Source organism: Streptomyces sp. NWU339 (assembly GCF_003143855.1).
Lineage (GTDB): Bacteria > Actinomycetota > Actinomycetes > Streptomycetales > Streptomycetaceae > Streptomyces.
This window is the reverse complement of the sequence record NZ_QFRK01000026.1, coordinates 86,041-99,545: the sequence shown is the minus strand read 5'-3', so window position 1 is coordinate 99,545 and position 13,505 is coordinate 86,041. Positions and strand designations below refer to the sequence as shown.

The window sequence follows — 13,505 nt, the reverse complement described above, 5'->3', positions numbered from 1 at the left end:
GCCCCGGCTAGCCCAGGCGCGGTATCTCGATCGCCGGGCAGCGGTCCATCACCATGTCCAGGCCCGCCGCGCGGGTCCGCTCGTAGGCCGCCTCGTCGATGACGTCCAGCTGGAACCACACCGCCTTGGCGCCCTTGGCGACGGCCTCGTCCGCGACCGCTCCGGCCAGGTCGCCGTTCACGAACACGTCGACGACGTCCACCTCGAAGGGGATGTCCGCGAGCGCGGCGTACCCCTGCTGGCCGTGCACCGTCTCGGCCTTCGGGTGCACCGGCACCACCCGCTTGCCGAAGCGCTGCAGCACCTGGGCGACGCCGTACGCCGCGCGCTGCCGGTTCGACGACAGGCCCACCACGGCCCAGGTGTCGCCCGTCTCGGACAGGATTCTGCGGACCGTGGCACTGTCACCGTACATGGACGCCTCCTGCGGATACGTGATCTCGATGCTGTGACAACCCCATGAGTGCCGCGGCTATTTCGCTTCGGCGAGCAGCGACCGGTGCCCTCCGCCGGGTGGTGGAGGCCGCCTGCCCGAAGCGACGTCCGTACCACGAACGATGTACGGCGTGCTCATGCGGAGTACGAGCAGGTGACTGCGTGGGCGGGATGTCGTCGCGGCCCCCGGTTCCTAGCGTGAGCGGCCTCGGACGGAGGTGCCGTCCGGGGGAGCGCTGAAGAGGAGTCGCCTGTGCGGACCGAGATCTTTCCCGAGGTGAAGGACCGAGAGGCCGACGGCGGCGGTGCGGCGCATCCGACGGCTCCGCCGCGTATGTCTTTCCGGTGGCTGCCGGCCGGGATCGGCGGCGCGGTGGCCGCGATCGGCGCCGCCGACCTGCTGAACCCGCAGTACAGCTGGGTGAGCGAGGTGATCAGCCGGTATGTGAACGGCACCGCGGGCTGGCTGATCACGGTGGCGCTGCTGCTCATCGCGGGCGTGTCGGCCGTGCTCGCCGTACGGCTGCGGCGGGCGGGTGCGCCGCGGGCGGGACGGTGGGCGCTGAGGGTGTGGACCGCCGGGGTCCTGGTGGCCGGAGTGTTCCCGGCCGATCCGCCCGGGCAGTGGGGCCGGCCGTCGACCGCGGACATCGTGCACGGCACGGCGGCCGTCTGGGCCTTCCTCGCGCTGCCTGTGGCGGCGCTGGTGCTGCACCGGTGGCTGGTCGGCCGATGGGCGCGGGGCGCCGCCGTACCGCGGGTCGTGCTCGGCACACTGCTGGTCTCCACGGCCGTGCTCCTGGTCTGCCTGGTGGACGTGATGGACGGGCCGTCGCTGGGCGTCGGCGGTGTGCCGACCGTGGTCGGACTGGTCGAGCGGGTCGCGTTCGGCGCCGATCTCGTCTGGCTGGCGCTGGCCACCGTCGCGGCCTCCCGGCCTGCGGTTCGGCCCGCGGCCCGCTCATGAACCCGTGGAACAGCCGTACGACTGTGCAGAATTGGTCGGTGACCATGGATCGCACCGACGTGCCGGGAAATGAAACGGGGTTCGTGCCGGGCCTGTTGACCACGAGAGCCAAGGACATCGCGGTGGCCGTGTCGGTCGTGGTGACGGTGGTCGCCCTCGTCACCGCGGAGGCCCTGGTGGGCAAGGGACCCACGTTCGGCGGAACGCTGCCGCTCGTCACCGGGCTCGCGGTGGCGCTGCTCGCCGGCGGCCGGTGGCCGCGTGCCGCGTTGCTGGTCAGCGTGGGGTCGGTGATCGCGTTCCGGGCCGCCGGGTTGTCGGACACCGGCTGGATCTGGCCGGCCTCTGCCGCGTACTTCCTGGTGGCCGCCGGGAGCCGGTCGTCGCGTGACCGGGGGCGCGCGGGGGCCGGGCGGACGGCTGCCGGACCCGCGTTCGCGGTCGCTGTCGGCCTGCTCCAGGTCGCGTTCGCCGCCAACTGGGAGCTGTTCGTGGCCGGGACGGCGGGCCGGGAGGCGGTCGCCGAGCTGGGGGCGGAGAGCCTGTGGCTGGCGCTGGTGCTTGCCGCGGCGACCGCCTGCCGGAACTGGGTCGGCTGGCGCGGCGAGGTCGCCGCAGGGCTGGAACGTGCCGCGCGGGAACGGGAACTGGAGGGGCGTCGACGGGCCGAGGCGGAGCGTCTGCAGATCGCGCGCGAGCTGCACGACGTGGTCGCGCACACCCTGACCGTGGTCGGCGTGCAGCTGCGCGTGGCCGTCGAGGCCCTGGAGGACGAGCCGGTGGAGGCGCGGGCCGCGCTGGAGACCGCTCAGGAGGTCCGCGCGACGGCAGTCGCCGATCTGCGCTCGCTCCTCGGCGTCCTGCGCGATCCGGGCGAGCGGGGCACGGGTGGCCCGGCCATGGAGCTGGCGCCCGAGCGCGGACTGGACGGGGTCGGCGAGCTGGTGGCGCGGGTACGGGCAGCCGGGCTCGCGGCGGATGTCGAGACCGCGGGGGATCCGGCCGCCGTGCCCGCGCCCGTTGCCCTCGCCGTCTACCGGATCGTCCAGGAGTCGTTGACCAACGCCGTCCGGCACTCCGGGGGCACCCGGGTCGCAGTCCGGCTGGGGTACGGCGCCGAGCAGGTGAGCGTGGAGGTCGTCGACGACGGCCCGGGGGAGGCCGGTGACGGCGGGGAAGCGGCGGGCGGGTCCGGACACGGCGTCGACGGGATGCGCGAGCGGGTCTCGGTGCTCGGCGGGGAATTCGCCGCGGGGCCCGAAAAGGAGGGCGGCTACGCCGTCCGGGCCCTGATTCCTGTGCCAGGCTGGCGATCATGACGATCTCGGTTCTGCTCGCCGACGACCAGTCCCTGGTGCGGGCCGGCTTCCGCAGCCTGCTCCGCCGGACACGCGACATCGAGGTGGTGGGCGAGGCGGCCTCCGGCGACGAGGCCGTACGCGCCGTTCGCGCCCTGCGCCCCGACGTCGTACTGATGGACATCCGGATGCCGGGGACCGACGGGCTGACGGCCACCGAGTCCGTCACCCGCGACCCGGAGCTGATCGGCTGCCGGGTGATCGTACTGACGACGTTCGAGACCGACGAGTACGTGTTCGCGGCGCTGCGGGCGGGTGCGAGCGGCTTCCTCACCAAGGAGATCGAGCCGGACGACCTGCGGCAGGCGATCCGGGCGGTGGCGGCGGGCGACGCGCTGCTGTCACCGAGTGCGACGCGCCGGGTGGTCGAGGAGTACGCGCACCGACCGGTCGCCCCGGCGGTGACCCCGGCCCGGCTCGCGGCCCTCACCACCCGTGAGCGCGAGGTGGTGGCACTGGTCGCGGCCGGGCTGTCGAACGACCGGATCGCCGCGCGGCTGGTGATCTCCCCGCTCACGGCCAAGACGCACATCGCCCGGGCGATCACGAAAATGGGCGTCCGCGACCGCGTCCAGCTCGTCGTCCTGGCCTACGAGACCGGGCTGATCCAGCCCGGCCACACTGCCGGTGACGCCCTGCCGGAAGACCGCTGACCTCCACAAGCTCTCGGCTCGGCACCACGGTCACGGATTCCTGCCCGGCCCTGCCTCCGGACGGTTCGACCGGCAGGGCACGGGAGTGCGGTGCTTCCCGGGGGCGAGGGTACGTCCCCGGAGCCACGGCGGGCCCGAAAAGCGTGCTAGAGCCTGCGCGGGCCCGCTTGTGCGCCTACGCTCGCCTCGTGCTGCGCATCACCGACGCCCGGACCGGCGAACCCGTGGACGCCACCCCCGCCCGGCGGGGCCTCACCCGCGTCGAGGCCCACACGCGCGGATTCGACCCGACGAACCTGCGGGTGCTGCTCGTCGCCGACCTGCTCGTGCGTGCCCTGGAACTCGGCGGCACCCCGGTGTGGGCGCTGCTCGTGGGCGAACGGGACCTGCCCGAACTGCACGCGGCGGGCGCGGCCCTCGGCGTACGGCCCTTCGAGGACAGCCGGGACGCCGGCACGGGGCTGGGCGAGGCCCAGGTCCTGCACGTGGTGGGCGAGGGCGGCGAGACACCCGACGGAGTCCGGGTCGCCGTCGCGCCCGTCCGTCCGGAAGCCCCCGGCGCACCGGGCGGCACCGACCCGACCGTTCTGCGCCTCGCCCTGCTCGCGCACCCCAGGAGCAGCCCGCTGCGGCTCGGCCCGGCCGCCCTGGACGACGCCACCGGCACCCTCGCGCGCTGGCGCGGCGCGGTCGCCGCCTGGGCGCACCGGCCCTCACGGCCCATCCCCGACGAGGTGCGCGCGGACCTGCGCACCGCCTGGGAGGACGACCTGGACGCGGTCGGCGTCCTCCGCGTGCTGCGGGACGTGGAGACCGCACCGGACCTGCCGGACGGCGCCCGCTTCGAGACGTACGTCTACGCGGACCGGCTGCTCGGCCTCGACCTCGCCCGAGACCTGGGAGCCCCGGCGTGAGCGGGGCGGCGGGGACCACCGGGGCGACCGGGCGCACCGGTGCGGGACGGACGCGACGGCTGGTCGTCCTGCGGCACGCCAAGTCCGCCTGGCCCGACGGCGTCGCCGACCGGGACCGCCCGCTGGCCGCGCGCGGCCGCCGGGACGCGCCCGCAGCCGGACGCGCGATCGCCGAGACCGTCGGCCTGCCCGGTCTCGTGCTGTGCTCCACCGCCGTCCGCACCCGCGAGACCTGGGAGCTGGCGGCGGCGCAGTGGGACACGTCCGTGCCGGTCCGGCACGAACCGAGGCTGTACGCCGCCGACGTCCCCGCGCTCCTGGCCGTGCTGCACGAGGTGCCCACCGATGTCGGCACCCTGCTGCTGATCGGCCACAACCCGGGTTTGGCGGACCTCGTCGTGGCACTGGCGGGCGAGGGCGTGGACGACACGCTCGACCGGGTCCGCACCAAGTTCCCGACCTCCGCGATCGCCGTACTGTCCTGGCGCGGCGCCGGGTGGCCGGACCTCGTCCCCGGCACCGCCCTGCTGACCGCCATGACCGTGCCCCGGGGCGCCGCATAGGCTGGCCGGATGCAGGACGAGTACCGCACCGTCGCCCGCGCGGGTGTGCACGAGACCGAGATCAACCGCTCCCGCTTCCTGTGCGCCCTCGCCCCGGCGGCCACCGAGCAGGAGGCGCAGGAGTTCATCGCCGGCGTCCGCAAGGAGCACGCCGCCGCCACCCACAACTGCTGGGCGTACGTCATCGGCGCGGACGCCTCCGTCCAGAAGGCCAGCGACGACGGGGAACCCGGCGGCACCGCGGGCGTCCCCATGCTCCAGATGCTGCTGCGCCGCGACATGCGGTACGTCGTCGCGGTCGTCACCCGTTACTACGGCGGTGTCAAGCTCGGCGCGGGCGGGCTGATCCGCGCGTACGGCGGCGCCGTCGGCGAGGCACTGGACACCGTCGGCACGCTCACCCGCCGCCGGTTCCGGCTGGCCACGGTGACGGTCGACCACCAGCGGGCCGGCAAGATCCAGAACGACCTGCGCTCCACGGGGCGCGTGGTGCGGGACGTGCGCTACGCCGAGGCGGTCACGATCGAGATCGGCCTTCCCGACTCCGACGTGGACGCCTTCCGGTCCTGGCTCGCGGACGCGACCGCCGGGACCGCCCGCTTCGAGCTGGGCGGCGAGGCATACGGGGACGCGTGACCACCACCGAGTCACACTGCGGTCATCGGGCTCATGGCGGGCGCACGGGTCCCGGGTCGTGCCGGGTGATACAGGAGTTATCCGCCGTGATGTCGGACCCGGCCGATACTCTCGGGGGTCATGAGACTGCTGCACAAATTTTCGAGGCGCTGCGTCCCGTAAGTGCACTGATTCGGCAAAGGGGTGGGTCGGAAGGGCGTCGCTCCGTCAAGGAGGGGCTCGTCGGTGGTGCCGGTGCCGGTGCCGGTGCCGGTTCGGTGCTGACCTGTGGGCACCCCTCGTCGTCCCTGGTGACCTGTTCCGTGCTGCTTCCGTGCTGGGCGGGGAGGGCTTCGGGTTTCGGGCGGTGGAGCGGGGTCCGGCAGCCGCCCGGTTCGCGGTCGCCGAGTTGGGGGCGAGGCGGCTTCTGATGGACCGGTTTTCATGGGCCTGCGCCGGTGACGCCCCCATCAGGACAGTTGTCCCCGGCAGGCGGAGTTGTGAGCGGCGTTCCGATCCGCGCCGGTCGTGCCGGACATGATGCGTCGGACGACGCGTTGCCGGGCTCGGGGAGGGGTGAGGAGCGTGTGCGGGCTTGTGCCGTCCTGGTCTGGAGTGGTGTGCGGAGAGCTTTGCCCGATTCCGTCGTTCTGAGGTCCGTCGGGAGTGGTCATGCCTGAGGCCGGTCTTCTGTGTGCCGGTCGAGACGGTGATCAGTTCCACTGTCACGGGGCGGCTCGGCAGGTGCTGAAGCTGCTGCTGCCAAGTGCGGCTCTCACCGCGATCGCCATCGAGGGCGACGTCTCCGACCAGGCCGGACAGCGAAACGCTGCCGGAGTGCCAGTCGGCGCAGTGAACTCAGCGGGACCAGGCGGGACGACCGTCGACCACGGTCATCCGCACTGCCTCCGAGCAAGGCGCGGCGAGCTGCTCGCGGTAGGACACCGAGAGCAGGCAGAGGTCGGCCGGTGCGCCCGGCGCCACGCGGCGCGGTGCACCGCCCGGGTTTTCGAGGGGGGTGAGCAGCGTATCCAGGGCCGGCGCCGAGGCGATTCGCTCGCCGGCGCCGATCGCCGCTCCGGAGCGGGTGGTGCGGTCCCGTGCCGACCTGATGACCTGCCATGGGTCCGGGTCGCCGAAGGGCGCGTCGGAGGAGCCGGCCACGCGGATGCCGGCCCGGCACAGGCTCGCCCAGCGGTAGAGGTGCGGCAGATCGTCGACGTCGACCTCGGCGAGGTAGGTGTCGCCGCGGCTGCGCAGGAAGTCGGGCTGCGTCACGACGGTGAGCCCGAGCCGCCGTAGGTCGCCGTCGAGCTCCGGCGGGATGATCGCACCGTGCTCGATGCGATCGCCGGGGCAGGCGCCCAGGTCGGCGAGTACCGCAACGGTCAGGACGAGCGACTCCCGCGAGACGCAGTGGACGGCGACGGCGCGCCGCCGACCGTCGGCGCCTACCTGGTCGATGAGGGCGCGCAGTGTGTCGTAGTCGGGCAGATCGTGGTCTCGCAGCAGCAACTTACGTGGTCCGCGGCTCACGTTCGCCGGAAGGTCGAGCGTGTCACCGACACCGAGCGCCTGTACGTGGAGTGGTGCCACCAGGGCCAGTTCGCGGACGCCCGCCTCGTCCAGGTCCGGCGTCGCGTCGGTGACGCCGGTGATGCCGGACCCGAGCAGCTGGTCGCGGACCTCGCGCAGCGCCACGCGGTGGGAGTCGTCGACGCCTGCGAGGTGCCCTCGCAGGCGGCGGTCGTAGCGCCACAGCCGGCCGTTGGGACGCCCCTGCGCGTCTCGCTCGATGTCGGGGGAGCCGAGGTCGAGCGCCCCGGCGACCAGGTCGAGCGCCTTCGAGTTCAGCATCCACAGCGCCCCGCTTCGGTGCTGAACCCGCAACGGTCGGCCCGGAAGCAGCCGGTCGAGCACGTGGCGGTCCAGCTCGCCGGCGACGGACTCGTGGTAGCCGACGGCGCGAAGCCAGCCGTCGCCCTGCGGAGCGGTCTGCAGCGCGCGGGCCAGACCTGGCAGGCCGCTCACCCGATCGGGTCCGACATCGAGCGAGTGCCGCGCGGCGGCGAGGGCGTGCAGATGGAGATGGTGGTCGTGGAGCCCGGGGAGCAGTGCACCCCCTCGGCCGGCGATCACCAGCTCGCCGGCGGGCCGCAGCCCGGGAGCGACCTCGATGATCCGCGGACCACGGGTGCGTACGTCGACGAGCGTCCCGCCCAGGTCCACCTCGGTGAGGAGCAGGCCGAGGGCTTCCGGGCCCGTCACCGGAGCACCTCTTGGGTGTGCGCACCGGCTGCGGCGGCCGGTGCGGCAGGCCGGCGGGCTTGAGGAGGGGCGACCTCCACGATGTCTTCGCCGGTGTCGAGCCGCCATCGGCCCGACCTGTCCATCGTGACGCGCAGCCGGTGCCGGTCGTCGGCACCCGCGGCGGCGACGTGGCGGCAGACATCGTGCATGGAGACGTCGACGAGCACCGCCCGCTCCTGCTCCAGGGCTTCTGCGGCGGCCCTGGACGCGACCACGCCGGTGAGCGGATCCGCGAGGGCGTCGCCGCAGGGGAGGACGTCGTCCCGGTCGAGGAGGTACAGCCCTGCGCCGACGGACACGTCGTCACCGAAGCCGACGCGCTGGCTGCCCCTGCCCCGAGCCGAGATGGAGAGCCAGCTGACGCCGTCCGCGACGAGCTCGTCGGCGTGCAGGCCCCAGGAGGCGAGTGCGCGCGGGCGTGAGGACTCCAGTACGAGGTCCGCGGATCGGACCAGTCGGAGCAGGGCGTCCCGCGAGGCCGGGTCGTTCTGGTCGATCACGACGGAGCGGTGCCCGCCGTGCAGCAGGTCGAAGAAGGCGCGAGGACCGTGACGGGCACCGTCGAGGCGGGTGCTGCTCTCGACCTTGACGACCTCCGCGCCCGTCAGCCCGAGCAGGTGCGCGCACAGCGGGCCCGCCCACAGCGCCGTGAAGTCGATGATCAGCGGGCGCTCACGGACGTGTGGGCGGGTTCCGCCCGGAGTCAGCTCGACAGGGTCCCGGTCACCCGGTGGAGGCTCATGGCGGGGCACGGCCGTACCGGGCAGACCCAGCAGCTCCATCCGGTCGGCGGCGTCCGAGGTCGAGGTGCCGCGCGCCCAAGCCGACACCGCTTCCCACGGGTCGGTGATCTCGTCGGTCATCACCAGGGCGGGCACCATGTCGAGGTCGCTGTCGCGCGCGAGGGACAGTCCGATGCGGCCGTCGAGGGTGGGCAGGGTCCGGAACGTGCCGGAGCACGAGAGCGGGCCGCGACGCCCCAGGCCGGCGATGGCGGCGCGTTCGGAGAGCAGGCGGACGTCGGGGAGTGTCGGGGCGCGGCCGGTGCGCCTGCGCGCGGACCGTGACAGCCGGGCCAGCTCCTCGGCGACGGTGGCCGCGGGGAGACCCGGCGCCGGCCGGGGCGGCCCGCCGGCCCGCCCGGTCAGCGACATCGCTCCCGACGCGGCCCAAAGGCGTGCCTCCGCGGAGGCCGCGTCCTCAGTACCGTTCATCGACCAGGCCCCAGTCCAAGGCCGTGGCCACGTCGATCCGCTGCCCGGTGAGGGCCAGGAACGCCGTGCGCCAGCGGCCGATGCGCCGCGGGATGCCGACGGTTCCGCCGGCCCCCGGGACAAGTCCCATCGACAGCTCGGGGAGCTGGAACCAGCTCCCCTCGACCGCGCGCACACGGCTCGCGAACGCCGGGATCTCGATGCCCGCCCCGATGCAGGCACCGTGGAGCGTCGGCACGACCCGCTCCCGGAGGAGATGGACGGCGTGCCCCACGCTCTGCTCCAGCCTGACCAGATGGGCGGCCGCGGGGGAGTCGCACGAGCCGAACTCGTCGAGGTCGCCGCCGCTGCAGTACGAGGGTCCGCGACCGCGCAGAAGGATCTCGGCGATGGAGTCGTCGGCCAGCGCGATCGAGAGCGCCTCCAGCACTCCGTCGCGCATCGCGCGGTTGAAGGCGTTGTGACGAGCGGGTCGGTTCAGCTCGACCACGAGCGACGACCCGTCGCGCTCGACGACGACGGCCGCGGGCTCGGAGCTCGGTGTTCCGCGCGGGGTTCGCCGCCGCCAGTCGGCGAACTCGGTGGAGGCCAGCAGCATCGAGTAGGCGGAGGACTCCAGCTCGAGTGCGGCGACGACCGAGAGGTCCTCGCTCGCGCGCAGGATCCGGTCCAGCACACCCGACGCGACCGGTGCGCGCGAGAAGGTGGACACGACCGCCTCGACGGTCTCGTCGACCGGGGCGTCGACCCAGGAGCGCCCGACCCCTCCCGGCGCGATGGTGAAGGCCAGCGACCTCGACAGCGGAGCGACGGCCGGCCCCAGGACCGAGGTGGAGACGCCCACCAGGATCGGGTCGAGGCCAGGGCGGACCGGCGGTAGCCCGGGGGTCCCTTCGCGTACGACGTCGTCGAGGTCGACGAGCACGGGACGACGCGGCATCGGGCCGTCGGCGTACCGCAGCGACGTCAGGAACTCGGCGAGTTCACCGGCGCCGACCCGCTGCACGGTGCACACCCGCGACGGGCGTGCTGCGGCCTTGGCGGCGCGACGGGGTTCGGCGGTCATGACTCTCCTGCCTCCTGTGACGCACCGCACAGTATTTGTCATGAGGAATGGGTGCGTCAAGGGTTCGATCGGGAGCCTCAATGCTCATGAGAAATATTCATCATGAGTATTGACGCACGGCTCCGGTGCTGGTGAGACTCCTCGCGGCGCCAGTCACACCGCGAATCGCCTTCGCGGCGGACAGACGGGAGTGAGAACGTGGAATTGCTGCGCATGGCGGTGCTGGGCCTGGGCTTGGGAGGCGCGTACGCCCTCCTGGCCCTGGGGGTGGTCGCGATCTACCGCGGAACCGGCGTGCCGAACTTCGCCCAAGGGGCCGTCGGCATGTTCAGCGCCTATGTCTTCTTCGGGCTCCGCGATGACGGAGGGGTCCCGGCCGCGTTGGCGGTCGTCATCACCGTCGCGACCGCCTCTCTGGCGGGCGTGGCGTTCTACCTCCTCGTGATGCGCCAGCTCCGGAACGCACCGATCCTGGCCCGGATCACCGCGACGCTGGGACTGCTGCTGGCCCTGCGCGGACTGGCGATGGCGCTGTTCGACGTCGCCTCCCGCACACCCAGGGGCGAGCTGCCCTCCCACGTGCTCCAGTTGGGCAGTGTCGCCCTGCCGGTCGACCGCCTGCTGATCGCGTGCCTGGCGGTCCTGCTCGGGATCGTGCTCAGCGTGGTGTCCGTGCGGACTCGGCTCGGTCTCGCCGTCCGCGCCGTGGCCGACAACGAGAAGGGCGTCCAGCTCGTCGGGCTGTCCCCCCAGTTGCTGGGGGCCCTGACCTGGGCGATCGGATTCGCGCTCGCCGCCGTGGCGGGCATCGTCCTCAGCCCGATCTCCGGCCTCGACGCGGACGCGCTGACCATGCTCATCGTCCCGGTGTTCGGAGCGGCGCTCCTGGCGAGGTTCAACTCGTTCATGCTCGCCGTCGCGGGCGGCCTCGGCATCGGCATCGCCCAGTCGATGCTCGCCCTCGTCCAGGACCACCAGGGCTGGTACTCCATCCTGTGGGCCGGGATCGGCCGCTCCCAGGCATTCCCGGCCCTCGTGGTCATCCTCCTCATCGTCGCGTCGGGCCGGCTGCTCCCCGCACGGGGCGATGCCGCCACGGGCCGGCTGCCGGTCGCCCCCCTTCCGCGCTACCGGAAGTCGGGCCCTGTCATCGCACTCGCGGTGGGGCTGCTCCTCATCTACACGTCGTCGACCCCGTGGCTGTCGGCCGGCATCGTGACCCTCTGCGGCATCCTCATCGGCCTCTCGGTGGTCGTGGTCACGGGATATCTGGGCCAGATCTCGCTCGCGCAGTGCGCGACCGCGGGCATCGGTGGGCTGGTCACGGCGCGCCTCGCCGCCGGCCTGCCGCTGCCCCTGGTCATGCTGATCGCCGCCGCCGTGGCGGGTGTCATCGGGATCATCCTGGGGCTGCCGTCGGTGCGGGTGCGCGGACAGAGCCTCGCTCTTGTCACCCTCAGCGCCGCGTACATCTGCGAGCAGGTGGTCTTCCAGGACCCGCGGTTCACCGATGCGGAGTACGGCTACCCGCTGATCCCCGCTGCGGCGCTGTTCGGCAGACAGCTGGACATGACCTCGTTCGCCGTGCTGGTCCTCGTCGTCGTGATCGCCGTGGCCTCCGTCGTCGGAGCCCTGCGGGCGTCGAGCCTGGGCCGACGTGCCCTGGCGATCCGCGAGAACGAGGCGGCGGCGATCGCGGCGGGCACCAACGTCCCTCGCTACAAGCTGGCGGGCTTCGCACTGGCCTCGGCGATCGCCGGCCTCGCGGGATGCCTCCTCGGCTACCACGCCATGGTCTTCGCTCCGAACGGCTTCACCACGTTCGCCTCGCTGAACGTCGTGGTCATGGCCTACATCGGCGGCATCGCGATGATCGGAGGCGCGATCTTCGCCGGTATCGGCGCCGCCGGCGGCCTCTTCGCCCAACTCCTCGCCGTCAACGGCTGGGCCAGCTATCACGACCTGATCGGTGGACTCGGCTTGCTGATCGCGATCCAGCTCCACCCCAACGGGATCGCATCTCTTGGACATGATCTGCGCCACCGTCTGCGATCGCGTTCAGGCAACTCGAAGGTGCCTCCGCCACCCCCGGCGGAACGCAGCACCAGTGTCGCTACCGATTCAGAAATCGAAGGGCTCGTCCGATGAAGCACAAGACTTTCAGAACCCGTGTCGCCCTCGCCGCGGCGGGACTGCTGACCATGAGCGCGCTCACCGCCTGCGGAGGCGGCGCGGCCTCCGCGAGCGGCTCCGGACCGATCGTCCTCGGATCGCTGCTGACGATCGACAACCCGTTCTGGAGCAACGCGGACGTCAAGGCGACGAGCGAGGCGTGGGAGAAGTACATCAACAAGGAGCTCGGCGGGATCAACGGCCGCGAGGTCAAGGTCGTCACCTGTGACGACAAGGGTGACAGCGCCGCCGGAACCACCTGCGCCAACAACCTCCTGGCGGAGGAGCCCGTCGCCTTCGTGAACAACGCCTCCCTCGTGGTCGGCCAGGTGGTCCTTCCCCAGTTCACGCAGGCGAAGGTCGCCACGCTCGGCGCCTGGCCGATCTCGCAGCAGGAGAACGAGAACCCGCTGCTCTTCCCGACCACCTCCGGAGCCTCCGGAACCTACCCCGGGCTCGCGGTCTACCTCCGCTCGATCGGCGTCGAGAACGTGGCGCTGGTGTTCGAGGACAACGGTGCCGCGAACGCGGTCGCCAAGTCGCTGGCGGACCTGTGGGAGACGCTCGGCGGCAAGAAGTCGAGCATTTTCTCCTACGGTCTGCGCACGCCGGACTTCACGCCGCTCGCCTCGCAGGTGGCCGCGTCGAAGCCGGAGGCCGTGATCGCGGGAATCGGGGCGGGGGACGCGGTCCGTGTGCTCAAGGCGTTCAAGGCCGCGGGCGTCGACGTCCCGATCACGACCACCCAGACTCCCGCGGTGAAGACAGTGCTGGAGAGCTCCGGAGGGGCCGCCGAAGGGGTCTACTTCTCGTTCGTCTGCTCGCCCACCAGCGGCAACGGCAAGGACGCCGAGCTGTACGAGCACGTGATGAAGACGTACGCGCCGGACAGGGAGCTGACCGGTCAGACCTGTGCCGCGTCCTCGGGGATGCAGTACGCCCTGTCGGTGCTCCAGGGCATCAAGGGCGACATCACCAAGGAGTCCGTCCTCGCCCAGGCCCAGAAGTCGACCGACTGGCCCGGCTTCATGACTCACCCGATGGAATCGGGCGCGGCGGCGAAGGAGGCCCCGGCGATCCGTAACCCCTACGTCACGGTCGCGCAGTACAAGAAGGGCGAGTTCGTGCCGGTCACCGTCGACGGCGTCCCCGCGAATCTGAAGCCCTACGTGAACGTCCGCGACGGCATCCCGTGGTTCCGCGGCACGCTGCCGGCGTCCTGAGCACCGTGCGGCAGT

At 72.5% G+C, this 13,505-nt stretch carries 12 protein-coding genes; 8 read left to right on the top strand and 4 right to left on the bottom strand.

The window, feature by feature from the left end:
- Nucleotides 1-7: 7 nt before the first annotated feature.
- Nucleotides 8-415 (bottom strand): CoA-binding protein, encoded by a 408-nt coding sequence (locus tag DIZ27_RS26960; RefSeq protein WP_109381050.1) that lies wholly within the window; start codon nucleotides 413-415, stop codon nucleotides 8-10.
- Between the two features lie 273 nt (nucleotides 416-688).
- Between DIZ27_RS26960 and DIZ27_RS26955 the strand changes: the two genes are divergently transcribed.
- The 6 genes from DIZ27_RS26955 (at nucleotide 689) to DIZ27_RS26930 (ending at nucleotide 5,526) form a co-directional block, all read left to right on the top strand.
- Nucleotides 689-1,402, top strand: a complete 714-nt coding sequence (locus tag DIZ27_RS26955) for a DUF998 domain-containing protein (RefSeq protein WP_109381049.1) — start codon at nucleotides 689-691, stop codon at nucleotides 1,400-1,402.
- 44 nt (nucleotides 1,403-1,446) lie between these two features.
- Entirely contained in the window at nucleotides 1,447-2,721 is a 1,275-nt protein-coding gene (locus DIZ27_RS26950; protein WP_258308556.1) for a sensor histidine kinase, read from the top strand.
- Nucleotides 2,718-3,413 (top strand): response regulator transcription factor, encoded by a 696-nt coding sequence (locus DIZ27_RS26945; protein ID WP_109381047.1) that lies wholly within the window; start codon nucleotides 2,718-2,720, stop codon nucleotides 3,411-3,413. Before DIZ27_RS26950 ends, DIZ27_RS26945 begins: the two co-directional genes overlap by 4 nt.
- A gap of 188 nt (nucleotides 3,414-3,601) precedes the next feature.
- Nucleotides 3,602-4,327, top strand: coding sequence for a hypothetical protein (locus DIZ27_RS26940; RefSeq protein WP_181383707.1), 726 nt, complete (start codon nucleotides 3,602-3,604; stop codon nucleotides 4,325-4,327).
- Nucleotides 4,324-4,890, top strand: a complete 567-nt coding sequence (locus tag DIZ27_RS26935) for a histidine phosphatase family protein (protein WP_109381045.1) — start codon at nucleotides 4,324-4,326, stop codon at nucleotides 4,888-4,890. Before DIZ27_RS26940 ends, DIZ27_RS26935 begins: the two co-directional genes overlap by 4 nt.
- A 9-nt stretch (nucleotides 4,891-4,899) precedes the next feature.
- Complete coding sequence (locus DIZ27_RS26930) at nucleotides 4,900-5,526, top strand: YigZ family protein (RefSeq protein WP_109381044.1); 627 nt, start codon at nucleotides 4,900-4,902, stop codon at nucleotides 5,524-5,526.
- Nucleotides 5,527-6,363: 837 nt separating this feature from the next.
- Here the strand turns inward: DIZ27_RS26930 and DIZ27_RS26925 are convergent.
- The 3 genes from DIZ27_RS26925 to DIZ27_RS26915 are packed head-to-tail and all read right to left on the bottom strand — an operon-like array spanning nucleotide 6,364 to nucleotide 10,095.
- Nucleotides 6,364-7,773 carry an amidohydrolase family protein gene (locus DIZ27_RS26925; RefSeq protein ID WP_258308555.1) on the bottom strand — a complete coding sequence of 470 codons (1,410 nt, stop codon included), beginning with the start codon at nucleotides 7,771-7,773 and terminating at the stop codon, nucleotides 6,364-6,366.
- On the bottom strand, nucleotides 7,770-9,029 hold the full coding sequence (locus tag DIZ27_RS26920) for a CoA transferase (RefSeq protein ID WP_109381042.1): 1,260 nt from the start codon (nucleotides 9,027-9,029) through the stop codon (nucleotides 7,770-7,772). Before DIZ27_RS26920 ends, DIZ27_RS26925 begins: the two co-directional genes overlap by 4 nt.
- A complete protein-coding gene (locus DIZ27_RS26915) occupies nucleotides 9,016-10,095 on the bottom strand; it encodes an enoyl-CoA hydratase/isomerase family protein (protein WP_109381041.1) in 1,080 nt (359 codons plus the stop codon). The genes DIZ27_RS26920 and DIZ27_RS26915 overlap by 14 nt, the downstream gene beginning before the upstream one ends.
- Before the next feature lie 198 nt (nucleotides 10,096-10,293).
- Here DIZ27_RS26915 and DIZ27_RS26910 point away from each other — a divergent pair, with 198 nt between their 5' ends.
- Complete coding sequence (locus DIZ27_RS26910; RefSeq protein WP_146228994.1) at nucleotides 10,294-12,243, top strand: ABC transporter permease; 1,950 nt, start codon at nucleotides 10,294-10,296, stop codon at nucleotides 12,241-12,243.
- Nucleotides 12,240-13,490, top strand: coding sequence for an ABC transporter substrate-binding protein (locus DIZ27_RS26905; RefSeq protein ID WP_109381039.1), 1,251 nt, complete (start codon nucleotides 12,240-12,242; stop codon nucleotides 13,488-13,490). Before DIZ27_RS26910 ends, DIZ27_RS26905 begins: the two co-directional genes overlap by 4 nt.
- Nucleotides 13,491-13,505: the final 15 nt, after the last annotated feature.